Annotated in this window: 23 protein-coding genes; 2 read left to right on the forward strand and 21 right to left on the reverse strand. The window is 62.2% G+C overall.

All coding sequences use genetic code 11. The annotated features are described in order from the left end of the window. Positions 1-508: 508 nt before the first annotated feature. The gene (locus ESZ60_RS17230; RefSeq protein ID WP_167620208.1) at positions 509-1465 is read right to left on the reverse strand and encodes a glycosyltransferase family 32 protein; all 957 of its coding nucleotides are present in this window, start codon (positions 1463-1465) and stop codon (positions 509-511) included. 100 nt (positions 1466-1565) lie between these two features. Then, positions 1566-2333, reverse strand: coding sequence for an SDR family oxidoreductase (locus tag ESZ60_RS17235; protein WP_134681959.1), 768 nt, complete (start codon positions 2331-2333; stop codon positions 1566-1568). A gap of 119 nt (positions 2334-2452) precedes the next feature. On the opposite strand from ESZ60_RS17235, the gene ESZ60_RS17240 reads away from it, so the two are divergent. After that, positions 2453-3538: a lysine-2,3-aminomutase-like protein gene (locus ESZ60_RS17240; RefSeq protein WP_425331328.1), complete on the forward strand. Its 1086-nt coding sequence runs from the start codon at positions 2453-2455 to the stop codon at positions 3536-3538. Positions 3539-3552: 14 nt separating this feature from the next. Here the strand turns inward: ESZ60_RS17240 and ESZ60_RS17245 are convergent, their stop codons facing one another. The 13 genes from ESZ60_RS17245 to ESZ60_RS17305 all read right to left on the reverse strand — a co-directional run bounded on the left by ESZ60_RS17245 (position 3553) and on the right by ESZ60_RS17305 (position 17533). Beyond that, a complete protein-coding gene (locus tag ESZ60_RS17245) occupies positions 3553-4458 on the reverse strand; it encodes an alpha/beta fold hydrolase (RefSeq protein WP_134681961.1) in 906 nt (301 codons plus the stop codon). 246 nt (positions 4459-4704) lie between these two features. Then, positions 4705-5547, reverse strand: a complete 843-nt coding sequence (locus ESZ60_RS17250) for an ATP-binding cassette domain-containing protein (RefSeq protein ID WP_134681962.1) — start codon at positions 5545-5547, stop codon at positions 4705-4707. Beyond that, on the reverse strand, positions 5547-6383 hold the full coding sequence (locus tag ESZ60_RS17255) for an ABC transporter ATP-binding protein (protein ID WP_134681963.1): 837 nt from the start codon (positions 6381-6383) through the stop codon (positions 5547-5549). Before ESZ60_RS17255 ends, ESZ60_RS17250 begins: the two co-directional genes overlap by 1 nt. Before the next feature lie 4 nt (positions 6384-6387). Continuing rightward, the gene (locus ESZ60_RS17260) at positions 6388-7290 is read right to left on the reverse strand and encodes an ABC transporter permease subunit (protein ID WP_134681964.1); all 903 of its coding nucleotides are present in this window, start codon (positions 7288-7290) and stop codon (positions 6388-6390) included. Continuing rightward, complete coding sequence (locus tag ESZ60_RS17265; RefSeq protein WP_134681965.1) at positions 7287-8294, reverse strand: ABC transporter permease subunit; 1008 nt, start codon at positions 8292-8294, stop codon at positions 7287-7289. The genes ESZ60_RS17260 and ESZ60_RS17265 overlap by 4 nt, the downstream gene beginning before the upstream one ends. A 72-nt stretch (positions 8295-8366) precedes the next feature. Further along, positions 8367-9971, reverse strand: a complete 1605-nt coding sequence (locus ESZ60_RS17270; protein WP_134681966.1) for an ABC transporter substrate-binding protein — start codon at positions 9969-9971, stop codon at positions 8367-8369. Between the two features lie 289 nt (positions 9972-10260). Next, the gene (locus ESZ60_RS17275; RefSeq protein WP_209021341.1) at positions 10261-10575 is read right to left on the reverse strand and encodes a cupin domain-containing protein; all 315 of its coding nucleotides are present in this window, start codon (positions 10573-10575) and stop codon (positions 10261-10263) included. Positions 10576-10648: 73 nt separating this feature from the next. After that, complete coding sequence (locus ESZ60_RS17280; protein WP_134681968.1) at positions 10649-11752, reverse strand: glycoside hydrolase family 88/105 protein; 1104 nt, start codon at positions 11750-11752, stop codon at positions 10649-10651. Positions 11753-11760: 8 nt separating this feature from the next. Beyond that, a complete protein-coding gene (gene pglA / locus ESZ60_RS17285) occupies positions 11761-13293 on the reverse strand; it encodes a polygalacturonase PglA (protein WP_209021342.1) in 1533 nt (510 codons plus the stop codon). 55 nt (positions 13294-13348) lie between these two features. Then, a complete protein-coding gene (locus tag ESZ60_RS17290; RefSeq protein ID WP_134681970.1) occupies positions 13349-14614 on the reverse strand; it encodes an ABC transporter substrate-binding protein in 1266 nt (421 codons plus the stop codon). Positions 14615-14641: 27 nt separating this feature from the next. Next, positions 14642-15751: an ABC transporter ATP-binding protein gene (locus ESZ60_RS17295; protein WP_134681971.1), complete on the reverse strand. Its 1110-nt coding sequence runs from the start codon at positions 15749-15751 to the stop codon at positions 14642-14644. Continuing rightward, a complete protein-coding gene (locus ESZ60_RS17300) occupies positions 15751-16650 on the reverse strand; it encodes a carbohydrate ABC transporter permease (RefSeq protein WP_245155754.1) in 900 nt (299 codons plus the stop codon). The genes ESZ60_RS17295 and ESZ60_RS17300 overlap by 1 nt, the downstream gene beginning before the upstream one ends. Before the next feature lies 1 nt (position 16651). Further along, the gene (locus ESZ60_RS17305) at positions 16652-17533 is read right to left on the reverse strand and encodes a carbohydrate ABC transporter permease (protein ID WP_134681972.1); all 882 of its coding nucleotides are present in this window, start codon (positions 17531-17533) and stop codon (positions 16652-16654) included. Between the two features lie 216 nt (positions 17534-17749). On the opposite strand from ESZ60_RS17305, the gene ESZ60_RS17310 reads away from it, so the two are divergent. Beyond that, complete coding sequence (locus tag ESZ60_RS17310) at positions 17750-18658, forward strand: helix-turn-helix domain-containing protein (RefSeq protein WP_134681973.1); 909 nt, start codon at positions 17750-17752, stop codon at positions 18656-18658. A gap of 29 nt (positions 18659-18687) precedes the next feature. Here ESZ60_RS17310 and ESZ60_RS17315 read toward each other — a convergent pair whose 3' ends face one another. Genes ESZ60_RS17315 through kdgD form a run of 6 tightly spaced genes read right to left on the reverse strand, consistent with a single transcriptional unit; the run spans position 18688 to position 24490 of the window. Next, complete coding sequence (locus ESZ60_RS17315) at positions 18688-19968, reverse strand: TRAP transporter large permease (RefSeq protein ID WP_134681974.1); 1281 nt, start codon at positions 19966-19968, stop codon at positions 18688-18690. A gap of 4 nt (positions 19969-19972) precedes the next feature. Continuing rightward, positions 19973-20491, reverse strand: coding sequence for a TRAP transporter small permease (locus ESZ60_RS17320; RefSeq protein WP_134681975.1), 519 nt, complete (start codon positions 20489-20491; stop codon positions 19973-19975). A gap of 51 nt (positions 20492-20542) precedes the next feature. Further along, on the reverse strand, positions 20543-21523 hold the full coding sequence (locus tag ESZ60_RS17325; protein ID WP_167620212.1) for a TRAP transporter substrate-binding protein: 981 nt from the start codon (positions 21521-21523) through the stop codon (positions 20543-20545). Positions 21524-21579: 56 nt separating this feature from the next. Then, positions 21580-22440, reverse strand: a complete 861-nt coding sequence (locus ESZ60_RS17330; RefSeq protein ID WP_209021343.1) for an amidohydrolase family protein — start codon at positions 22438-22440, stop codon at positions 21580-21582. Further along, positions 22437-23573: a mandelate racemase/muconate lactonizing enzyme family protein gene (locus ESZ60_RS17335; protein ID WP_134681977.1), complete on the reverse strand. Its 1137-nt coding sequence runs from the start codon at positions 23571-23573 to the stop codon at positions 22437-22439. The genes ESZ60_RS17330 and ESZ60_RS17335 overlap by 4 nt, the downstream gene beginning before the upstream one ends. Next, positions 23573-24490 carry a 5-dehydro-4-deoxyglucarate dehydratase gene (gene kdgD / locus ESZ60_RS17340; RefSeq protein WP_134681978.1) on the reverse strand — a complete coding sequence of 306 codons (918 nt, stop codon included), beginning with the start codon at positions 24488-24490 and terminating at the stop codon, positions 23573-23575. The genes ESZ60_RS17335 and kdgD overlap by 1 nt, the downstream gene beginning before the upstream one ends. Between the last annotated feature and the right edge of the window lie 3 nt (positions 24491-24493).

Consider the following 24493-nt stretch of genomic DNA (forward strand, 5'->3'; position numbering starts at 1 on the left):
GCCTGACGAAGCACAGCCATGATCTGCGGTTCCGTGAAACGGCTCTTTCTCATTCGAATCTCCTCAGCTCACGCTACGAGAAAATTCTACTTATGCAGCCCCTTAACCATGGGGAGGATTACCGACTCATGCCTCACTGCAGAAAATGCTATTCAAAAACAAGGTGATGATCTGCAGACTTCCGCCCGTTCGGATGTCGGACAGCACGAGTAAGGACCTGCCCATAGGCCCCCTCTTCCTCGGATGTCTGGTTACGTGCCAAGCTTGCCTCCCATGTAGAGACAAGCTTGAATCACGGATTCACCGGCCAAATGGATCCATTTTGTCAACACGACCTACCAACCCAGCCCACCCATCGTCGCTGACTTTAACGATGTCGCGAAACTGTGGATTTAGAGAGAAATTCAGGAACGCAGATTGCGCGTGAGGTCAGTTGATCTCCGTTTATAGCCGCCTCCGGATACCATAATTCTTCATTTGAAATCGTTGCTGCGCAGCACGGACCGGGTTACCAGTCCTTCCATTCCAACAAGATCCCCGGTCCTTCCCTGAGTTTTTCGGCCGCAGTGATCACCGCGGAAAGCTCTCCACCCCTCGCCAGCCGTCCCGCGACCATCGCGCTGTCGAGGACCGTGAACGGACCGGCCCGCAGCGCAAGCGTGAACGGCAATGGCCCTGTCAGCCACCAGGCAGGACCCTCGGGCATGCGGGCGATCATTTCGGGCAGCGCCTCCAGAACGCGCCTGAGTGCCGGGTGGTCGGGCGGCGTCGAGATCAGCCCATTGGCCAGCAGGAAGCTGCCCCCCGCCACCAGCCGCGGCCCGGCCTCGGCAATCGCCGAAAGGCCCGTTTCCGGAAGGAAGGCATGCGGGCCCAGTTCCGGCCGGATCGGGTACCAGTCGCAATCCAGATATAGGCCCCCTTCGCGCAACAGGACATGATAGCGCGCCACATCGACCGCGCCGGCCAGCTCTGCCCGGCTCAGCATCCTGCGCCAGGCGGCATCGGCTGCGAGCCCGATTCCCTCAAGCGCCTGTTCGTCCCAAAGCTTGTAGGTCCAGCCATGCCGGCTCGCCCAATCGCTCCAAACCGCGCAAGGGGCAGGTCTGCGCTTACCGATCCAGATCTGATGCAGAATGCGCGGGACCGGCTGACCCGATGCCCTGATCATCGCCGCGCGGCTGGCCGCATCGATGGGAAACAGATCGGCAAGCATTTCCGCAGGCGGAATGGCTGTCGCCCGCAGGCCGGTGACGGCAGCGAGGTCCCGGGTCTGCTTCGCAAGCTTCAGAAGCGCGGAATGCAGCTTGCGCGGCAGGCCAAGCATGGTCGGCGCGCCCAGCAGGGCCGCATCCGGATCACTCGCAATCCGGGCCAGCGCTCGCTCGGCCTCGAGACTTCGGCCTGCGGCCCCAAGGCGCAGCGCCGCTTCGATGTCTTGGATCAGGCGAGCCCTTTTCGTCATATGCACTCCGGCAGGCGATCTCGCCCAGTCAAATCCATGACCGGGCGGGCAGGCAAGGCCCCGTTGTCGAAAGCCCGGAGTTTCCGCTTTTTCTTGGCGCTTACAGCACGGACACCATGCCGCCATCGGCATAGATGATCTGGCCCGAGACATAATTCGAGGCGCGGGATGCAAGAAAGATGACCACGCCGGCCAATTCATCGGGTTGGCCCCAGCGCCGCATCGGCACCCGCGCTTTGACCCATGCATCGAAATCGGGATTTGCGATCAGCGCCGCATTCATGTCGGTGACCATATAGCCCGGGCCGATCGCATTGGCCTGGATGCCCAAAGCGCCCCATTCGGCGGCCATGGCCTTGGTCAGCATCTTGATGCCACCTTTCGCAACCGTATAGGGGGCGATGGTCGCGCGGGCGAGTTCCGAGGTCAGCGAGCCGATATTGATGATCTTGCCCTGCCCCCGCGACGCCATACGGCGCGCCGCTTCGCGCCCGATGACAAAGGCCGAGGTCAGGTTGGCGTCAATCACCCGCTGCCAGTCGGCTGTCTCGAGTTCCAGCATCGGCTTGCGAAACTGGATGCCCGCATTGTTGACGAGGATATCCACCGCGACACCCTGCGCGTCGAGGCGCGCGAAAGCGGCCTTGATCGCCGCCTCATCCGTCACGTCGAAGGCCAGGGCCGAGACATTGAGCCCCTTCCCCTGCAATTCGGCGACCGCCTCATCGAGGCGTGCGGCATTGACGCCATTCAGGATGACATGCGCCCCTGCCGCCGCCATCCCCTCGGCCATGGCACGGCCCAGACCGCGGGATGATCCGGTTATCAGGGCCGTGCGGCCGGACAGGTCGAATAGTTGGGTGCTCAAGATCGTCTCCTCCGAGGAACATGGCTTTTGTAATGTATACATTACGTCAGGCATGGCCATTGCAATTTTGGACGGAAAGGCGCATAGCCCTGCGCTTTCCATTGCCCCGCAGGACCGAAGTGACCGAATCCGCCCGCCCCTTGACCCATGTCGAAGCCCTGATCGGGGCCGGTCTGGCATCGGAGAGGGATGCGCCCGCGCTGGATCAGGTCGCGCGCGACTTCCGCATCCGCATCACCCCCGCGATGCAGCAGGCGATCAATTCGCCAGCCGATGGGGTCGCCGCGCAATTCGTGCCCGATGCCCGCGAATTGAACATCCGCCCCGAGGAACTCGCTGACCCGATCAGCGATGAGGCCTATAGCCCCGCCCCCGGCCTGACCCATCGCTATCCGGATCGCGTCATCCTGCACATCACCCGCACCTGCGAAGTCTATTGCCGCTTCTGTTTCCGTCGCGAAGTGGTGGGCGAGGAAGGCACCCTGCCCGAGCCCGATCTTGCCGCGGCGCTGGATTACATCGCCCGAACCCCCGCCATTCATGAGGTCATCCTGACCGGCGGCGATCCGATGGTGCTGTCGGCGCGGCGCATCGCCGCGCTGATGGAGCGGCTCGAGGCGATCCCACATGTCGATCTGATCCGCTTTCACACACGTATCCCGGTCGTGGCACCGCATCGCATCGACGATGCCATGCTGGAGGCCTTGCAGACGCAACGCGTGGCTGTCTGGGTGGTGCTGCATACCAACCACGCGCAGGAACTTACGACCGAGGCCTGCAATGCCCTGCGCCGTCTGTCCGGCGCGGGCATCCCCCTGCTGTCGCAGACGGTTCTGCTGAAAGGCGTGAATGCGGATCCCGATACGCTGGCCGACCTGTTCCGGGCGCTGCTGCGCAACCGGGTGAAGCCCTATTACCTGCATCATTGCGATCTGGCGCGCGGGACCAGCCATTTCCGCACGACGATTGCCGAGGGGCAGGCGATCATGGATGCGCTGCGCGGGCGCATGTCGGGAACCAGCCTGCCGACCTATGTGCTGGACCTGCCGGGCGGCTATGGCAAGGCCCCCTTGGGCAGCGGTCATGTCGAGGAAACCGGTCCGGGTAGCTACCGCATCCGCGACTGGCGCGGGCAGCATCACGACTATCACGACGTCGAAGAAGTGAACGTCCCGGCGATTGGCCCTATGTCGGTCGCAAACTGAGCTCGCGCCCCGTACTATTGTAGGAAGCTGCGGATGATCCTAACGGTGGCCTCGGGGTTCTCCTCCATGATCCAGTGACCGGAATCGGGGATGATCGCCTGCTCGACACTCTCGGCGGCAAAGCGCATTACGACCGCCATTGTCGGGCCGAATGACTTCTCGCCCCCGACAGCAAGGACCGGCATCTTGAGCTTGCCCTTGGCGAGAAAGGCCTGATTGTCGAGCGCATCCTGATCGAAGGCCGCAAACTGGGCAAAGCCCGAATGCATCGCCCCTGGCATGGCATAAAGCGCGGCATAATGTGCGCGCGCAGACTCAGAGAAACGCGCGGGCGTCGCCGAGAACTCGTTCCAGAACCTGTCAAGGTAAATGCGCTCACGTCCCGCCACCAGCCGCTCCATATCCGGTCCGCCAAAGCGGAAATGCCACAGCAGCGGATTCTTGAGGATTTCCTCCCACGGACCAACCCCCGGAACAGGCGCGTCGATCAAGGCAAGCTTAGTGACGCGGTCGGGATGCTGCGCCGCAAAGGCATAGGCCACCATATTGCCGATGTCATGGGCGACGATCTCAGTCTGGTCGACATGAAGCGCGTCAAGCACCCCCGCCAGATCGCCCGCCTGCGTCTTCTTGTCGAAACCGCCCGCCGGCTTTGAGGACAGCCCCAGCCCGCGCAGGTCCGGCACGATCACGAAGTGATCGCGGGAAAGGTCCTCGGCCATCGGCACCCACATGTCGCCGGTCTCGCCATAGCCATGCACCAGCATGACCGCTGGGCCCGTCCCTCCGGTGCGGATATGGATGGTCGCGCCATTGGTCACGATTTCCTCGGTCTTGAAATCAGGGGGAAAGTCGAAATTTTGCGCCTGGACGGGCACAGCATAGAACCAGGCGAGAAGCGCAACGGAAAAGAGACGCATGTATCACCTAAATTTTGAGTGGAGGAACTTCGTCGGCCTTGACGTGTAACCTAGTCCGCGAGGGTCTTTCGTCGATCAGACGTGAGGAATTCCTGTTCCCGCGCCGTCCTTGTGTCAAGAGGCCTGGTCGCCACCTGCCCGCGACTGCCCTAATTTTAGGATTTCATCGACGGCGAGAGCGGTATGGCATCATGCACGGTTACCGGTCCGATATGAAAAGGCCCGGTCGAAACCAGGCCCTTTCGATCAGATTGCCGCGGCGCGCAGCGCCTTGCGGCGGGCGACGCGTTCGCGGATCGCCTCGACATCCGTGATCGGGGTCGCGGCGAAAAGCTCGCGCGTATAGGGATGCTTGGGATTGGCGAAAAGCTCTTCGCGGCTCCCCTGCTCGACCGCCTCGCCCTTGTTCATCACCAGCACGTCATCCGCGATATAGCGAACGACCGAGAGATCATGGCTGATGAAGACATAGGCCAGGTTGAACTCTTCCTGCAGGTCGCGCAGCAGGTTCAAGACCTGCGCCTGCACGGAAAGGTCCAGCGCCGAGACCGGCTCGTCCAGCACCAGCAGCGTCGGCTTCAGCATCAGCGCCCGCGCAATGGCGATGCGCTGGCGCTGACCGCCCGAGAACATATGCGGGTAGCGGTTGAAATGCTCGGCGGGCAGGCCGACCTTGACCAGCATCTCCTCGGCGCGGCGGCGACGCTCGGCGGCGGGGATGTCGGTGTTCAGTTCCAGCGGCTCCATCAGCACATCGCCGATCTTCTGGCGCGGGTTCAGCGAACCGTAGGGGTTCTGGAACACCATCTGCACCTTGGAGCGCATCTCGCGCGTGGGCTTCTCTTTGGCGATGTCGATGGGTTTCCCCTCGATCTTCAGCTCGCCGCCCGATGATTGGTCGATCAGCGCGATGATCCGCGCCAAGGTCGATTTCCCGGAACCGGATTCGCCGACGATCGCTAAGGTCTTGCCACGCTCAACCGAGAAACTGATGCCCTTGACCGCACGCACCACCTTGGCCGCGCGCGTCAGCGAGCCGGGGACATGGTAGTCGCGGATGATGTTCTTGCCTTCGACGACAACGCTCATCACTTCACCTCGCCTTCAAAGAAGCTTGCCACGGTGGGCAGGCGGTCGCCGGTCGCGTTTTCCGGCAAAGCCGAAAGCAGCGCGCGGGTATAGGGGTGCTTGGGGGCTTCAAAGAGGGACAGCACGTCGGCCTCTTCCATCTTCTTGCCCTTGTATTGCACCTGCACCCGGTCGGCAGTTTCCGCGACCACGCCCATATCGTGCGTGATCAGGATCAGGCCCATGCCGGTCTTTTCCTGAAGCTCCATTAGTAGGTCGAGGATCTGCTTCTGGATGGTCACGTCGAGCGCGGTGGTCGGCTCGTCCGCGATCAGCAGGCGCGGGCCGGTGGCGATCGCCATGGCGATCATCACGCGCTGGCATTGGCCGCCCGACATCTGGTGCGGATAGGATTTCAGCTTTTCTTCCGGGTCGGGGATGCCGACCTGCTTGAAAAGCTCCAGCGCGCGGGCGCGAGCGGCTTTCTTGGAAAGGCCCGCGTTGTAGCGCAGGACTTCCTCGATCTGGTAGCCCGTCGTGAAGGACGGATTCAGCGAGGCGATCGGCTCCTGGAAGATCATGGTGATCTCGCGGCCGATGATCTTGCGGCGCTCCTTCGGCGACATGCGCAGAAGGTCCTTGCCGTCGAAGGTCATCTCATCGGCACTGACCATGGCGGTGTCGGGCAGAAGTCCCATCGCCGCCAGCATCGAGACCGACTTGCCCGAGCCGGATTCCCCGACCACGGCCAGAACCTCGCCCTTGTCCACATGCAGGTCGATCCCGTCGACAGCGGTGAAGCTGCCGGTCGAGGTCGCAAAGCGGACGGTGAGATTGCGAATGGTAAGAAGTGCCATGCCCTCAGCTCCGCTTCAGTTTCGGGTCAAGCGCGTCGCGCAGACCGTCGCCCATCAGGTTGATCGCCAGCACCGAGATCAGGATGGCGAGGCCCGGGAAGGTCACGACCCACCATGCGCGCAGGATGAACTCGCGTGCCTCGGCCAGCATCGTGCCCCATTCCGACGCCGGGGGCTGTGCACCCATGCCGAGGAAGCCAAGCGCGGCCGAATCCAGAACCGCCGACGAGAAGCTCAGCGTCGCCTGAACGATCAGTGGTGCAAGGCAGTTCGGCAGGATGGTCTTGAACATCAGGCGCATATTGCCCGCACCGGCCACACGAGCCGCGGTGACATATTCGCGAGCCTTCTCGCCCATCACCGCGGCGCGGGTCAGGCGCGCGAAATGCGGCTGATAGACGATGGCGATGGCGATCATCGCATTGGTCAGGCCAGGGCCCAGGATTGCGACCAGCACCAGCGCCAGCAGCAGCGACGGGAAGGCAAGGATCACGTCCATGACGCGCATGATGACGCTATCGACCCAGCCGCCGAAGAAACCGGCCAGCAGGCCAAGGATGATGCCGCCCAGAAGCGCAATCGCGACGACGACGATGCCGATGAACAGCGAATATTGCGCGCCGTAGATCAGGCGGGACAGCATGTCGCGACCGACAGCATCGGTACCCAAGAGGAATTCGGGGCGGCCGCCCTCTTGCCAGAAGGGCGGGACCAGCAGCGCGTCGCGATACTGGTGCACCGGGTCATGCGGCGCGATCAGCGGCGCAAAGATCGCCAGCGCGACCAGCAGCAGGAAGACGGCAAAGCCGACGACCGCGCCGCGGTTTTGGCTGAAGTAGAACCAGAACTCCTTGAGCATCCGGCGACGGATGGCAGAGTCCGAAATCTTGACGGAGGTATCACTCATTTGTGGCGGATCCTCGGGTTGATGAGACCATAGGTCAGGTCCACAAGCAGGTTCACGATCATCACGATGCCCGCGATCAAAAGCAGGCCCGATTGCACGACCGGGTAGTCACGGCGCGAGATCGAGTCGATCATCCATTTGCCGATGCCCGGCCAGGAGAAGATCGTCTCGGTCAGGATCGCGCCCGCCATGAGGACGCCGATCTGCAGGCCGATGGTGGTGATCACGGGGATCATCGCGTTGCGGAGCGCATGAACGCCGATGACGCGGCCCAGCGACAGGCCTTTGGCCTTGGCGGTGCGGACGTAATCCTCGCCCATGACCTCAAGCATGGCCGAGCGCGTCTGACGCGCGATCACGGCCAGCGGGATCGTCGCCAGCACGACCGAAGGCAGGATCAGGTGTCCCAGCGCCGAGCCGAACGCGCCCTTCTGCCCCGAGATCAGGCTGTCGATCAGCATGAAGCCCGTCACCTGCGGGAAGAAATACATCAGCGAGATGCGGCCCGAGACAGGCGTCCATTGCAGGATGCCCGAGAAGAAGATGATGAGCAGCAGACCCCACCAGAAGATCGGCATCGAGAAGCCGATCAGCGCCCCGGTCATCGAAATCTGGTCGAACCACGAGCCGCGCTTGATCGCGGCGATGACGCCCACCGGCACGCCGATCACGGTGGCGATGATGATGGCCACGACGGCAAGCTCGACCGTCGCCGGGAACAGCGCCAGGAACTCGGCCAGAACGGGCTTCTTGGTGACGATTGAATGGCCCAGATCGCCATGCATCAGATCGCCAAGATAGGTGAAATACTGTTGCCACAGCGGCTTGTCATAGCCGAGCTGCGCCGAGATTTCGGCATAGCGTTCGGGGGAAACCCCACGTTCGCCGGCCATCAGCAGAACCGGGTCGCCGGGCAGAAGGCGGATGAAGCTGAAGGCCACCAGCGTGATCCCGAGCATCGTCGGGATCAGGTAGAGAAGCTTCGAGAGGATGAATTTAAGCATCGAACCCTAACCTAAGGGCCGTGCAGGGGGGCAACCCCTGCACGGCCGCATCACTTGAAAACCGGCTTGGCCTTATTCGGCCAGATCAACCGTTTCGAAGGTGTAGTCACCCAGCGGCGACTGAACGAAGCCGGTGACGTTTTTCGCCATCGGAACGTATTGCGTCGAGTGGGCCAGCGTCGCCCAAGGCGCCTGATCCTTGAAGATCACCTGAGCTTCTTCATAGAGCTTGGTGCGCTCGGCCTGATCCGAGCTTGCCTTGGCCTTGGCCAGCAGCGCCGAGAACTCGTCATTGCACCAGAAGGCACGGTTGGCACCGCCCTCTTCGGCCGAGGCGCAGGACAGCAGAACCGACAGGAAGTTGTCCGGATCGCCATTGTCGCCGGTCCAGCCCAGGATGACGGCGCCCTTGCGGCCCGCTTCCATCGACTTTTTCAGGTATTCGCCCCACTCATAGGACACGATCTCGACCTTGACGCCGACCTTGGCGAAGTCGGACTGGATGATCTCGGCGGCGCGGCGCGCGTTCGGCATGTAGGGACGCTGCACCGGCATCGCCCAGACTTCCATGGTCAGATCCTTGACGCCGGCATCTTCCAGCATCTTTTTCGCTGCTTCGGGATCGTATTTGTCGTCCTCGATGGCGGCGTTATAGGACCACATGGTCGGCGGGATCGGGTTCTTGGCGACCTCGGCATTGCCTTGGTAGACGGCGTCGATCAGAGCCTTCTTGTCCATGGCCATGTTGAGGGCCTTGCGGACTTCCGGCTTGTCGAAGGGCGCGACGGTGGTGTTGTAGGCCAGATAGCCCACGTTCAGACCGGCTTGCTCGTCCAGCTTCAGGTTCGGGTCAGCCTTGATGTCGGCCAGATCGGCCGGGGCCGGATAGGGCATCAGGTGGCATTCGCCGGCCTTCAGCTTCTGCAGGCGCACCGAGGCGTCCGGGGTGATCGCAAAGACCAGATCGTCGATCTTGGGCGCTTCGCCCCAGTAATCGGCGTTCTTCTGGTAACGGATGACCGCGTCCTTCTGGTAAGCGACGAACTTGAACGGGCCGGTGCCGATCGGCGCGTTGTTCAGGTCTTCCATCGTGCCGGCAGCCTGCAGCGTGTCGGCGTATTCTTTCGAGACGACCGAGACGAAGGGCATGGCGACGTTGGCGAGGAACGGCGCTTCCGGCGAGTTCAGGGTGAACTTGACCGTATTGTCATCGACCTTCTCGATCGACTTCACCAGTTTGTCCATCTCCATCGAGCTGTAATACTCGTAGGTGATGCCCGAGATATAGGCGTGCCACGGATCGTCGGCATTGGCCTGACGGTTGAACGTGAAGATCACGTCATCGGCGTTGAAATCACGCGACGGGGTGAACTTGTCGTTCGAGTGGAACTTGACGCCCTTGCGCAGGTGGAAGGTATAGGTCAGGCCGTCTTCCGAGACCTCCCAGCTTTCCGCCAGTGCCGGCTCGATTTCGGTCGTGCCGGGCTTGAACTGAACGAGCCGGTTGTAGATCGCATGGCCCGAGGCGTCGAAAGTCGTGCCCGCGGTATAGGGCGCGGGGTCGAAACCTTCCGGCGAGCCTTCCGAGCAATACACGAAAGTCTTGGCGTGCAGCGGCGCGGCGGCCATCAGCGCAAGCGCCGACGCGGCCAGGAACCGAGTGGAGAAGATCGACATTTTGCCTCCCAGCAGATGAGTTTTTTCTTCGGGCCCGATGCAAACCAATCCAATCAAGAGGTCAAGGGCCACGTTTCCAAGCTTTGGCATTTATTGCGAATTTACGCTACGGAATACATCAGAATCACGAAACTTTCGTCATTCAGCCACCAAGAATGCAGGAAGCTTTTCCCTGGGCGCATGGCCGGTATTTGCCTATGCGAAAGGGCAAGCGGTCATTCCGCTTGCCCTTTGGTCCTTTTCGGCCGGTCCCAGAAAGGCCGCAGCGAAAGCGCGGCGGGACCGGGCGCTATAGAAAATCGTCGCGACGCGGGGTGAAGCAGTCGATCAATTCGCCCGGTTCCAGACATTCACAACCATGCGTCACCCCCGAAGGGATGACGATGCTGTCGCCGATGCCAAGGTCTAGAACCTCATCGCCGCGGAAGAACCTGAAACGGCCCCGGGCAACATAGGTGGATTGGGTATGGGGATGGCTGTGCAGCGCGCCACAGGCGCCCTGGTCGAAACGGAACGACACGACCATCAGCTCCGCATTCTCGGCCAGAACCTGACGGGCGACTCCCTGATCGGGATGGGCGACGGGATAAGCGGGACGCGACATGGGTATCTCCTCATTCATGGATGGCTTTATTGCTTGGGCCGCCGCGCAGGACAAGCACCTGCGAGGCCCGGATCTATTCCGCCGCCAGCGAGGTGACCCGTTCGCTTTCCGCCCAGGCCATCATCAGCGGGCCGACCCCCTTCGCATCGTCCTGCACCACCGGCTCTGTCAGGTAATATTCCGGGGTCCCGTCGCGATAGATGCCGTCAAAGCCACCCAGACCGGCGACATGGCAGATGCCCTGGAAATGCGACTGGCCACCTTCCATGACGACCCGGGCCTGCAAGGCGTCGAGCGCCTTCAGACCACTGTCGCGAAGTCGCTCGCCTTCGGATCCCGAAATCAGCCCCAGCCGCGCCGCGCGCAGGAAGGCATAGGCGAACATGGCCGAGGCCGAGCTTTCCTCGTAATTCCCCGCAAGCCCCGGATTGTCCAGCACCTGCGGCCAAAGACCGCTCGATCCCTGCAGATCCGCGACGGCAAGCAGCATCCGCCGGGTCCGCTGGCGCAACGCCGCCGTCGCACCATCCTCGCGCAGCAAAGCCAGCGCATCGACCAGCGCCATGGCCAGCCAGCCCATCGCCCGCGCCCAGACGGCAGGGGACTTGCCGGTCTCGGGATCCGACCAGCTTTGCGCGCGGCTTTCGTCATAGCCATGCACGTAAAGCCCCGAGGCGGTCGCGGTCACATCCAGCGCTGTCTGGAACTGGGTCAGGGCATCCTTGATCCGCTCGGTCTCGCCCGTGACCAGCCCGTATTCGATCTGGAAGGGCAGCCCCATGTAAAGACCGTCGAGCCAGACCTGATGCGGATAGCGCAGCTTGTGCCAGTAATTGCCCAGGCTGATGCGCGGATGCCGGTCAAGCTGGTCGGCGAGCCGTCTTGCCGCCGCAAGGTAACGCGCCTCGCCCGTCTCGCGCCACAAAGAAAACAGCACCCGACCGGCAAGAATATTGTCGATATTGAATTCATCGGCGTTATACCCCGCCAATTCGCCCTCGGGGCCGACCTGCGCATCGACAAGCCGTCGCAGATGCGCGCGCCACCGCGGATCGGCGGTGACATCATAAAGCAGATCCAGACCGCGATAGATGCAGCCATCCTCATAGCACCAGGGCCCGCCCTTATAGGCACGGTAATCGCGGCAGAAGGCGTCAAAATAATCGGTGAGTGGCATGGCGCACCTCATTCAAGTGTAATCCGGGCGAGCGACAGCAGCGCGGCGTCGTCGCAATCAATATCTGCCTGTTCGGCCAGAAGCGTTTCGTGGCGCATCGCGCGGACGCGGTCAGCCATGTCAGGCGCGGTCGGCATGGCATCCGGATCAAGCGAGCAAATCCGCAGCCGCCGCACGCGGACATCCTCGATCGGCGATTCCGGCAGACCAAGAAACGCGCCCGCCGCATGGGCCAGCCCGTCCAGCGTGACATCCTCGATGGTGATGCCGCTGATCCGGGGTGTCCGGTCATTGACCGGCGCGGCAGCGCGGTCCTGCACCCAGTTCGCATGGCCGTCCGGATCGCAATGGTAATGCGCATTGACCGAGATCGCCGTCTGCACCCCCCGCATCGCCACCCGACGCATCGCGATGCCCGAGACCGCGCCACCCCTGCCGCGCCTGGTCTTGATGCGCAGTCCGCGATCGGTGCCGATCATCTCGCAATCCTCGATGGCGACATCATGGACGCCGCCCGACATTTCCGAACCGATGACCAGCCCGCCATGGCCCCGTTCCATCAGGCAATGGCGCACGCGGATATGACGGGTTTCGTCAAGGTGATCGGCCTCGCCGTTCGGACCGCGCTTGCCCGCCTTGACCGCGATGCAATCGTCACCGACGGAAAAGCGGATACCCTGCAATTCGACATCGCGGCACATTTCCGGGTTGAAGCCGTCGGTATTCGGGCTGTCATGCGGGGCCTCGATGGTCAGACCCGCCGCCATCAGCCGGTCGCAGCCCTGCGGGTGGATCGTCCAGCTTGGCGCATTGCGGATGGTGAAGCCCAGCAGCGTCACATCGCTGCAGCCGATCAGGTGCAATCCGCGCGGACGGCGCGCGCCATCGCGGGTTTCTTTGGGCCAAGACCACCAGTCGCCAAGATCGCCAGAGGCGTCGATCACCCCCCTGCCCTCGATCACCAGCCGTTCGGCCGCTATGGCGAAAAGCCCGGCGGCAAAGCAGGTTGCAGGCAGGCCCTCCCAGCTTCCCAGCATCCGGCCATCCGCATCCCGCGCAGGCAGGATCGGCCAGGCTGATCGGTCCGAGGGCGCGCGCAACACCGCCCCTTCGGAAAGATGCAGGGTCATGTCCGAGCGCAGTTCGACCGGGGCGCTAAGCCAGTTGCCGCGCGGCAGGATCAACGCCCCGCCCAGCGGCAGCCTGGCAATGGCACCTGAGAGGATCGCAGCGTTATGGCGCGCGGCCCCCAGATCGCCATGCGCGGCGTCCTCGATCAGACCCTCTGGTTGAACTGCTCCTGCGCAAGGGGCGGTTTCAACGTCGATTTCATCCATCCCCTCGACCGCCAGCCGGTAAGTGGTCGCGGGTTTCAGATCATCCAATATCAGCACGGCCTGACCGGCCGAGCCCCGTCGCTCGGTCATTCCGCGCGCGGTCAACCGCCATTCCAGAGCGTGCGGCAGATGGAAAAGCGCATCCTTGACGGGAAGCCGCAGGGCAGCGGCCCGCGCCGTCACGGCGAGGGGGATCGGTGTCATGGTCATGCCTTTTGCGATATGCCCGCCCCGCGATCAGGCGCGGCGGGCGGAGTCGTCAGTCGAACTCGGCCAGAACGTCGTTCGTGCCGTCGATGATCTGCTGGGCGGCATCTTCGGCCGAGATCTGGCCATAGGCATATTCCTCGAGCGTATCGATGAAGTTGCCACGGATTTCCGGATGCTCGTTGAAGGGCGAGATGACCGGCCCCTTGGCCGCGACCACGATTTCATTCGCGGCGCGAACCTCGGGTTCACCCTCGCCCGCCAGACGCTCGGCTGCGACCTTCGAGGAAGGCAGCCCGCGCGACGTGCCCAGCGCGTCGATCCCTTCGGGTTCGTTCAGAAGACAGTTCAACACCTGCGCAGCGGCCTCGGGGTTCTTCGAATTCTTCGAGATCGAAAGCAGCATCGACGGCTTGCGATAGACGCCATCCGTGACCGCGCCCTCCACATGCAGCATCGGCACAGGCTTGAGGACCTGACCTTCCTGCAGCGGGTCGGCATATTTTGAATAGGTCGAATCCCATTCATAGGAACCGGCGATCTTGCCGGCAGCCCAGTCGGGTTTCTCGAAGAGGTTGACGTTGCCGTCCGAGGCTTCCTGCTTTTGCGAGCGGATCGCGCCGATCTCGACCAGATGACCAAGGAAGTTGATCCCGGCGGTCAGTTCCTCGGGGGTCCATGCGACGCGGTTGGTCGCGGGGTCCACCAGATCCTTGCCGGTTTTCTGAACCACGGCCAGAGTGACCAGAAGCTGCGCGGTTTCCTTCACCGCGTTGAAGGAATAGTGATCCTCGCCCAGCTTCTCTTTCAGCACCTTGGTCGCGGCTTCAAGCTCGGACCACGAGCTCGGGATCGCGACGCCAGCCTTCTGGAACGTGGTTTCATTGAAGAAGAAAGCCCGGCCCGTGGTCGAAACCGAGATCCCCTGCAACTTGCCGTCCACGGAGCCGGAATTCAGGTCATCCTCGCTCCATTGGCTCAGGTCCAGCCCGCTGACGGCGCGCAGATCGGCAAAGCCGGTGCCATCGCGCGAGAACAGCGGCAGCCACGGCCAGTTCACCTGGATGATGTCGGCCTCGGTTCCGCCGGCCATCTGCGTGGTCAGCTTTTCCAGATAGCCGTCAAAGCCGGTGAACTCGCCCTTGATGGTGTGGCCATGCTTCGCGCCGCAGGCTTCCAGCGCCTTCTGCGTCGCGACATGGCGGCTGTCCCCTCCCCACCACGACATGCGCAACTCGGCTGCCGAAGCGGTCTGCGCGATCACCATCGTGGTCAGCGCGGTTCCGGCGAGAATACCGGCAAAGCGTTTCAGTTTCATGTTTCCCCTCCTCTGCAGCCTATGGATTCAGGCGGCCAGCCTGTGCCGATGCAGCGAGACATTGCTGCCGTCGGCCTTGTCAAAGATATTGATATGCTCGGCCGAGGGCTTCAGGCCGATGGTTTCGGTCCGACCCAGTTGCTCGAACTCGGCAGTGCCGACCACGGCGATGATTTTCTGCCCCTCCAACTCGGCATGAAGATAGACCTCATGGCCCATGAATTCGGCATTGGTCAGGCGTGCTTTGAGGCCCGAAGGGTCCAGCGCCAGATGCTGCGGGCGGATGCCCAGAACCGCATCCCGCGGTTGGGTGGAAAGCCGCGACAAGACCTCATCGCCCAAGGTCAGTCGTTGGCTGCCGATCACGAAGTGACCGCCCTGCAGATTGCCTTCCAGCAGGTTCATTTCGGGGCTGCCGATAAAGCCCGCGACGAACAGATTGGCCGGATGGTTATACAGTTCCTTCGGCGTCGCGACTTGCATGATGCGCCCAGCCTGCATGACGCAGATGCGGTCGCCCATCGTCATGGCCTCGGTCTGGTCATGGGTGACATAGATCACCGTCGAAGACAGGCCCTCGCCTTTCAGGCGGCGATGCAGTTCCGTGATCCGCACCCGCATCGAGGCCCGCAATTTCGCATCAAGGTTCGAGAGCGGCTCGTCAAAAAGGAACACGCTGGGCTTCTTGATCAGCGCGCGGCCAAGGGCGACGCGCTGCGCCTGACCGCCCGAAAGCTGCTTCGGCAAGCGGTCCAGAAGCGGCTCGATCTCAAGGATGCGGGCCACATCGGCAATGGCGGTTTCAATCTCTGGCTTGGACTTTCCGGCGATCTTCAAGCCAAAGGCCAAGTTCCCCCGCACCTTCATATGCGGGTAAAGCGCGTAATTCTGGAACACCATCGCGATCGACCGCTTGCCCGGAGGCAGGTCGTTCACGCGCTGGTCGCCAATGATGACCTCACCGCCGGTAATATCCTCAAGGCCCGCGATCATCCGCAAAGTGGTGGATTTCGCGCAGCCCGAGGGGCCGACAAAGACCATGAACTCGCCATCCTCGATATCGAGGTTGATGCCATGCACGGCCTTGACCGAGCCACCATAGACTTTTTCGAGATTGCGAAGCTGGACGCGTGCCATCAGCCTTTTACCCCCCCAGAGGAAATACCTTCGATGAAATATCGCTGCGCGGCGAAGAAGATGATCAGTGCGGGCGCGATGGTCAGGACCGACATGGCGAGGATGCGGTTCCACTCGAAGGCTTCGGTTGTATCAATCGACAGTTTGAGCGCGAGGCTGACCGGATATTTGTCCACCGAGGACAGATAGATCAGCGGCCCAAGGAAGTCGTTCATCGTCCACATGAACTGGAACAGGCAGACCGAGATCAGCGCCGGGGCCAGCATCGGCACCACGATATAGACGAGCGTCTGCAGGCTGTTGGCGCCGTCCACGCGCGCGGCCTCCTCCATGTCGGAGGGCAGCGAGCGCAGGAATTGCACCAGCATGAAGACGAAGAACGCGTCCCCCGCCAAGGCCGACGGAACCCAAAGCGGCAGGAAGCTGTCGAGCCAGCCCAGATCGCGGAACAGGATATATTGCGGGATGCGGGTCACCACGTTCGGCAACAGCAGTGTCGCGATGACGGTGGTGAACAGGATCTTCTTGAACGGGAAATCAAATCGCGCAAAGGCATAGGCCGCCATCGTGCAGCTGATCGCCGTGCCGATGGTTTTCGGCAGGATGATCAGGAACGAATTCCAGAAGAAGCGCCCGAATGTATAGGGCGTCGAGGTTTCCCAGCCTTTGATATAGCCGTCGAGCGTCGGGTTTTGCGGGATGAAGCCCGCGCCCGAGAAGATCTCGGAATTGGTCTTGAAGCTCGCTCCCACCAGCCAGATCAGCGGATAGAGCATCAAGAGCCCGACCACGAAGAGCAAGATATAGCGGATCGTGGCCGAGATCAGGCGCAGACGGGCACGTTTCGCTGCCTGCGCATCATTGAAGACGTCCATGTCCATCACGGCATTTGTGTCCATGTCAGCTCCTCTTGTCGCCGGCGTAATAGACCCATTTTTTCGACGACCAGAAGGCGATCAGGGTCAGGACCATGATGATGCCGAAGAGCACCCAAGCGATGGCCGAGGCATAGCCCATGTTGAACTTCTTGAATGCCTCATCGTAGATGTAGAGCGGCAGCAGATAGGTCGATTTCAGCGGCCCGCCTTGGGTGATGATGTAGGGGCCGTTGAACTCTTGGAACGCCTGCACCATCTGCATGATCAGATTGAAGAAAATGACTGGCGTTAGCAGCGGCAGCGTGATCGAGAAGAACACCCGCGTCTTGCTCGCCCCGTCGATGGCTGCGGCTTCATAAAGCGACTTGTCGATGGATTGCAGCGCCGCCAAGAAGATCACCATCGCCGAACCGAACTGCCAGCAGCGCAGCAGCGTGATGGTGAACAGCGCGTTGGTCGGGTCGCCGAACCAGTCCACCGGGGCTAAGCCCACCATGCCGAGCGCCATATTCACCAACCCTTCGGACGCGAACATATAGCGCCACAGCACCGCAATCGCGATCGAGCCGCCCAGGATCGAGGGCACATAGAAGGCCGTGCGGAAGAAATTGATGAATTTCAGCTTGTAGTTCAGGATCGCCGCGATGAAGAGCGCGAAGGCCAGCTTCACCGGCACGGTCAGGAACACATAGGTCAACGTGACCCAAAGCGACTTGTCGAAAGTGCGGTCGCGGGTGAAAAGTTTTTCGTAATTGGCCAGACCCGTCCAGCGAGGCTCGCTCATCAGGTCGTAGCGCGTAAAGCTCAGATAAAAGGATGCGACGAAGGGGATCGTGGTAAAGACCAGAAGCCCGACGATATAGGGGGCCAGATAGGCCAGACCCAAAAGACGCTGGCGTCTCATGCGCGACCCCTTTCGGGACGCCGCGGCGCGCCAAAGCAAGATGCGGATTCGTGCAAGTGAAACCTCCAGACCGGGCCTCAGCATTTGGTGGCGCAGGTGCACCCCGATGCCGGCTTCCGATCTCCTCCCTGTCAGAATTCGGTAAGCGACTGCTTGTCAGGGAATGGAATAACCGAAATCTAGACCCGGGTTGAATTGACAAAGGAGGAAAAAAAGATGGACGAAATCGAAGGTGGTATTCTGGCCGCGATTCCGCCATCCGCGCTGACCTTGACCCTGACCCGCGCCGCCATCCGGATGGAGCATTCGACGACCTGGGCCATCGACAAAGTCAACCCGGTCGACGATCTCGTGATCTGCCTTGAAGGGCGCGGTCATTACCTAATCGACGACGAGGCCCTGACCCTCGAGCCGGGAGAGGCCATGCTGATCCGGCGCGGCCAACGCTTTCGCGGCCATAATGAAGGCCCCGCGACCTATCGCGGCGTGGCCCAGCATTTCACCCTGAACATCTACGGGCTGCATGACCTGATCGGCCAGATGGAGTTGCGCCCGCATTTGCGCCTTACGCGCTGGTCGCTGCTGGAGCCGATGGTGCGGCATTACCGCCAAAGCGCACCGCCGGAATCGGTGACGCTGGGCCAGCATCATTTGTTCATGGTGCTCTTGATTGCCTTTGTCGAGGATGCCTTCATTGGCTGGCGCGACAGCGCAACCTATCAGCCCGAAGGCGCGCATGCGCTGGACCTTGCCGTGATGAAGGCCGCGACGATGATCTCGGCCAATCCGATCGACCCCGAGATCGCCAGCCGCGCGGTCGATTCCGCGCCCTATAACCGCGATTACTTCCTGCGCGAGTTTCAGCGCCGGGTCGGTCGCACACCGCGCAAATATCAGGAATATCGCCGCATGGAGCTGGCCATGCATCATCTGGAATCGGGCCTGAACGTCTCGGCCACCGCCGCCGAACTGGGCTATGCCGATCCCTATTACTTCTCGCGCATGTTCAAGCGCACCCTTGGCCTGTCGCCGCGCGAACATATGCAGCGGATCGAGAAAAGCCGCCATGGCGGCTTCATGCGTCTGGATGAAGAGGAACAGGCCGAAAAACTGGCCGGAAATTGAAAAGGCCCGCCGAGTGGCGGGCCTTCATCTTACTTAAAGACCGAGGGCAGCCACAGCGACAGGGCCGGGATATAGGTCACCAGCATGAGCGTCGTGAATGCCGCGGCGTAAAACGGCCAGATCGTCTTCATCACCTGTCCGATGCCGATCTTGCCGACCGCACAGCCCACGAACAGGACCGATCCGACCGGTGGCGTACACAGACCGATGCCCAGGTTCAGGATCATGATGACGCCGAAATGGATCGGGTCCACGCCAAAGGCCTGCGCCACGGGCAGGAAGATCGGGGTCGTGATCACGATCAGCGGCGACATATCCATGAACGTGCCAAGGATCAGCAGCGTGATGTTGATCAGAAGCAGGATCACCAGCGGATTGTCCGAGATCTCCTGCAGGAAGGCGATCATATGGGTCGGCACGCGCAGATAGGCCAGAAGCCAGCCGAAGCAGGCGGCCGAGCCGATCACCATCAGCACCATCGCGGTGGTGCGCACGGCGCCCAGCGTGGCCTGGACGAATTCGCTGAAGCTCAGCGTGCGATAGACCAGCGCGGTGATCACGATCGCATAGACCACAGCGATATTCGAGCTTTCCGAGGCGGTGAAGACGCCCGAGCGCACGCCGCCGAAGATGATGGCGATCAGGATCAGGCCGGGGATTGCGCCGATGAACAGTTGGCCGAGCATCGCAAAACCCGGGAACGGCTCGGTCGGGTAGCCTTTCTTGCGGGCCACCAGCCAGGCCACAACCATCAGCGCCAGCGCCAGCAGCAGACCGGGAATGATGCCCGCGGTAAAAAGGTCCGCGATCGACAGGCGGCCACCTGCGGCGATCGAATAGATGATCATGTTATGCGAGGGCGGGATCATCAGCGCGATGATCGCCGAGGTCACGGTGATGTTGACGCCGTAATCGACATCATAGCCACGCGCCTTCATCTGCGGGACCATCAGCCCGCCGATGGCCGAGGCATCCGCCGTGGCCGAGCCCGAGATGCCGCCGAACATGACCGAGGTCACGATATTCACCTGCCCAAGGCCACCGCGCAGATGGCCGACGACCGCCCCGGCCAGCGCGACAAGACGGCGGGCAATGTCGCCGCGCACCATCAGGTCGCCGGAATAGATGAAGAAGGGAATGGCCATCAGCGCATAGACCGAGACGCCCGAATTCAGGCGCTGGAACACCACGACCGGCGGCAGACCCAGATACATCACGGTCGCAAAGCTTGCGATGCCAAGGCAAAAGGCGACCGGTGTGCCGATCAGCAAAAGGAAGGTGAAGCTTCCAAAAAGAATGAACAGTTCCATGGTCTTATTCCTCGACCAGATCGCCGAAGCGCAAGGTTTGCAGGCCGACGATTCGGCGCAGGATACGCTCGACGGTAAAGATCACCAGCAAGATGCCGCCGCCGATGATGGGGGCGAAATCGAAGGCGCGGGACAGGCCAAGGCCGGGAATGACATTCGACGACGCCTTGGCCGCAAGGCTCCAGCCATAGGCGGTCATCCCGATGCCGAAAGCGCCGATGGCGATGTCGGAAATGGTGTGCATCCAGCCCTGCAGCCATTTGGGCAGGATCATCAGCAACACGTCGAAGGACAGGTGCGTACCCTCGCGGATGCCGACGGCGGCACCCAGAAAAATGAACCAGCCCATGATCAGAACAGAGCCCGGCTCGGCCCAGTAAAGGCTGCTGTTCAGGATATAGCGCACAAAGACCTGCGCGAAGACGATGACGGTCATCAGAACCAGGCCCGTGCCGGCCATCCACAATGCGACGGTCCCCAGACGGCTGGTGAAGCGGTCCGCAGCAATCAAAAAGTCACGCATCACGCGCTCCTGGAAGTTGAAGGCGGCGCCCGAAGGCGCCGCCGGGTCGTCTTATTCGGTGGCTTTGATCTTCTCGACCAGATCCTTGGCCTCGGGGGTCGAGACATACTTCGCGTAAACCGGCTCCATCGCGTCGATGAAGGGTTGCTTGTCGATGTCGCGAATGATCTCGGCACCGGCCTTCTCGACCGCGGCTTCGGATTCGGCGACTTTCTTGCTCCACAGGTCACGCATGACCGGAACCGAGGCCGCGCCGACTTCCTTCAGCAGGGCCTGATCCTCGGGCGAAAGCTTCTCCCAAGTGACTTTCGAGACAGCCAGCACTTCCGGCATGATCAGATGCTCGTCCAGCGTGTAGTATTTCGCGACTTCGGCATGGCCCGAGGTGTCATAGGACGGCTGGTTGTTTTCCGCGCCGTCGATGACGCCGGTCTGGATCGAGGAATAGACCTCGCCATAGGGCATCGGCGTCGCGTTGGCGCCAAGCGCGGACATCATGTCGACGAAGATGTCCGACTGCATGACGCGGAACTTCATGCCCTTGAGGTCCTCGAGCGACTTCACAGGCTTCTGGCTGTTGTAGAAGCTGCGCGCGCCGCCGTCATAATAGCCAAGCACGATCAGATCATGCTGTGCGAAACCTTCGGCGATCTTGGTGCCGATCTCGCCGTCCATGACCTTGTGCATATGGTCGGGCGAACGGAAGATATAGGGCAACGAGACGATCTGCGTTTCCGGCACGAGGTTGTTGAACGGGCCGAAGGACGCGCGGACCATGTCGATCACGCCGAACTGGGTCTGCTCGATCGTGTCCTTTTCCTCGCCAAGTTCCGAGGCCGGGAACACTTCGACGCAGATCCGCCCCTGCGACTTCTCCTTGACCTGCTCGCCCATCCAGCGGACGGCCTCGACGGTCGGATAGCCATTGGGATGGGTGTCGGCCGAGCGAAGCGTCACTTCGCAATCGGCGGCGGCGGCGGCCCCTGCCCCCCCTGCAAGTATGGTGCCACAGACGAGTAGTGTACGGGTCAGGTTCATATTCAGTCCTCCCAGATCTGAGTTTTTATTTACCTGCGTTCATTACCGCCTCAGACAGGCGGCAATCGATAAAGTTCCTCTGGATTGGTAACCAGCACGCGGTCGCGCGCCCCCTCGGGCAACCAATCAAGGACCAATTCTGCGAGATCCACCTCGTCGGGGTAATCCTCCGACCGGGCGACCCCGTTATGCGGCCAGTTCGTGCCCCAGACGATGCGCTCGGGCGCATGCGCGGCGATGCGGCGCGAAAGGCCTTCGATATCGGCGTAAGGGCTGGTTTGCTGGCTGCTTTCATAGACGCCCGCGAATTTGAACCAGCAATTCCCCTTGTCGATCAGCGCCAGCACGGCGTCGATCTCGGGGCTGTTCGCCTCGGCGCCGCGGAAGAACTTGCCGTGATGGTCAAGGACCCAGCGCGATTTCAGCGCCATCAGGCGCGGCAGATGGGTCAGGATGTCAGAGCCATCGAACTGCACGGCGATCATCCAGCCTGCGGCATGGGCGCGGGCATCGACGGCCTCCAGATGCGTGAGACCCATGGCCCCGCCCGGCAGATCCATGATCCGCGCGCCGACGACACCCTTTGCGGCAAGGCGTTCGATCTCGGCATCCGAGGCCGTCTCGTCGATCACCGCGACGCCGCGCGCGCAATCGCCCATCTCATCGAGACAGGCGATCAGATTGCCATTGTCGCGCTGATGGGCATTGCCCTGCGTGATGATGACGCGGTCGATCCCCATCCAGGCCATGACCTGACGATAGGCCTCGGCATCGGGCAGCGGATCGCGCGGCAGGCCCGGCCCGCCCGGCAGAGCCGGATAGCCGGGCAGATACATGTGCATCTGCGTATCGACGGCCCCAATTGGAAAAGGGACGCGCGGCGGCGCGCCGGTCAGCTTGCGGGCGATCATGCGTCCGTCATCCTGTATTCGGCGAGAGCGTCGCGATTGACCTCGATCCCCAGCCCAGGAGCGTTTGGAATGGCGACCGTTCCATTCACCGCCTCGATGGGTGTGGTCAGCACCGCCTGACGGAAGGGGTTATGGGTACGGTCGAACTCCATGATCGGCTCGACCGGGTTCACGCGGACCGGGTCCGGGGTCTGGGCCGCCATGAATTGCAGGGCGGCGGCAATATGGACGCCCGTGCCCCAGACATGCGGCACGATGCGTACCCCATGCAGGCTGGCGATCGTCGCGATCTTCATCGCCTCGGAGAGACCGCCGCAGCCCGCAATGTCAGGCTGCAGGATATCCACCGCGCGGGCCTGCAGCGCAGCCGCCATGCCCCAGCGCGTGTGCCATGTCTCGCCGCCCGCGACCGGAATCGGCTGGCCGGCGCGAACTTCGGCATAGGCCGAAAGCTGCTCGGGGATGACCGGTTCCTCGAACCAGTCGATGTCATATTCGGCGGCGGCCTTGCCGACCTTGATCGCCTCGGCGACAGTATAGCCGTGGTTCGCGTCGATCATCAGGCGCATGTCCGGGCCGATGGCCTCGCGCACGGCGCGGATGACGCGCAGATCCTCGGCGGGATCGAATCCGATCTTGATCTTGCAGGCGTGGAAGCCCTCGGCGCGGCGCTGCGCCATTTCCTGCGCATTGTCCGAAACTCGGTCGACGCCGTCACGCTTGAAGCTGCCGGTGGCATAGGCGCGCACCGAATCGCGCCAGCGCCCGCCCAGCAGGGTCGAGACCGAGACGCCAAGCGCCTTGCCCTTGATGTCCCACAGCGCCATGTCGATTCCCGACAGCGCGGTGATGGTCAGGCCGCGCTGACCCTGGTCGCGCAGCGCGTTGTAAAGGGTCGCCCAATGCCGCTCGGTGGCCCGCGGATCCTGGCCGATCAGCCAGGGCGCGTAGGAGGCGACCACCGCGGCATTGGGGCGTGCTGGGCCAAGGCATTCGCCCCAGCCCACCGTGCCGTCATCGCATTCGATCTCGACCAGAACATGGGCCCGGCGGTCGAACCGCATCGAGGCGCTCTCGAAGGGAACCTCCAGCCGGTGTTCCAGAAGATGCGTGCGAATGGCGGCGATTTTCATCAGGCGGCTTTCTTGCGCTGATAGGGCTCGATCAGGGCGGCCATCATGTTCATCTCGGCATCGTCCAGATCTTTCAGCGGCGAACGCACCGGTCCCGCATCGAAGCCTTGCAAGCGGACACCCGCCTTGATCGCCGAGACCGCATAGCCCTTCGAGCGATTGCGGATCGCCATGAACGGGTAGAAGAAGTCGTTCAGGATGCGCTCGCAATTGGCACGCTCACCGGCGCGCAGCGAGGCGTAGAACTCGTTCGCGAGGGCAGGAACGAAGTTGAACACCGCCGAGGAATAGGTGGTGAAGCCGGCGCCCAGATAGGCTTCCGCGAAGAGTTCCGCGGTCGGCATGCCGCCCAGATAGGTCAGGCGGTCGCCCATCTTCGCGGTGATCTGGCGCACGAGGCCGATATCGCCGGTACCGTCCTTGAAGCCCACGAGATTCGGGCAGGCATCGCACAGGCGGGCCAGCGTGTCGGCGGTCAGAACGGCGTTGTCGCGGTTATAGACCATGACGCCGAAATCGACCGAGTCGCAGATTTTCTTCACATGGGCGTAGAGACCCTCTTGCGGCGCGTCGATCAGGTAATGCGGCAAGAGCAGGATGCCGTCAGCACCGACCTTCTGGACCGATTGCGCGATCTCGACCGCCATTTCAGTACCGTAGCCGCAGCCCGAGACGATCGCGGTCTTGCCCGAGACCTCTTTCGCGGCCGAGACGATCTCGGGAATCTCGCGGGGCGCGAGCGAGAAGAATTCCCCGGTGCCGCCAGCAGCGAACAGGACCGGCGCGTCATAGCCTGCCAGCCACTCCACATGGGCGCGATAGCTGTCGCCGGCGAATTTCCCTTCGGCATCGAAATGCGTGACCGGGAAGGAGAGCAGGCCGGAGCCGAGGGCGATCTTGAGCTGTTCAGGCGTCATGAG

Source organism: Paracoccus ravus (assembly GCF_004522175.1).
Taxonomy (GTDB): Bacteria; Pseudomonadota; Alphaproteobacteria; order Rhodobacterales; family Rhodobacteraceae; genus Paracoccus; species Paracoccus ravus.